Below are 613 nucleotides of genomic sequence, written 5' to 3' on the forward strand. Positions count from 1 at the left end.
CGCCTGTGGTTTCTTTTTCATAATCCATAAAAACAATAAGTAAAGTCACACATACACTGCTCATTCAAGCAGTCGCACTCCCAAACCTGTCCAAATTTCACCGCATAGAAAAGTATGTGGGGGAAGCATTTGGTCTGCGTTTTTGGTGTGCAAAAATGAAAAGGAAATAAACATGTTGAGAAACTCAACAAAGCCTCAACTCAAGGAAGCGTCGCGCGCAAAATCCATCTACTTTATGACGTGGCGATGGCATTTCTACGCAGGATTATTCGTTATCCCATTTATGCTCATGCTGTCCGTCACCGGACTGGTGATGCTGTTTGATGATGAGATTGAACTGCCACGCTATGAGACTACGCTAAAAGTGGTGCCGCAAGAGCACAAGGCACCAGTGTCCATCCAGTTAGAGTCGGTTAAGCAAGCCTATCCCGATTTCAGCGTTACTCAATTTGTGCCTGCCCAAACAGCGCATCTTGCCAACCGGTTTTCAATTAAAGCGGAAGATGGACGTTAGCTAGTTGCTGCAGTCAATCCATACACGGGCGAGGTTCAAGGCACTATTGATCGCTCAGACAGCGTTTATGAGCTGATGAATAACATTCATGGCACCTTG

1 pseudogene is annotated in these 613 nt (G+C 45.5%); it reads left to right on the plus strand.

The features are described 5' to 3' along the window. Window positions 1-172 precede the first annotated feature (172 nt). Window positions 173-613 (plus strand): annotated as a pseudogene (locus R7O13_RS28585) (PepSY-associated TM helix domain-containing protein); the annotation flags it as partial.

This window comes from Vibrio sp. Y176 (assembly GCF_033438945.1).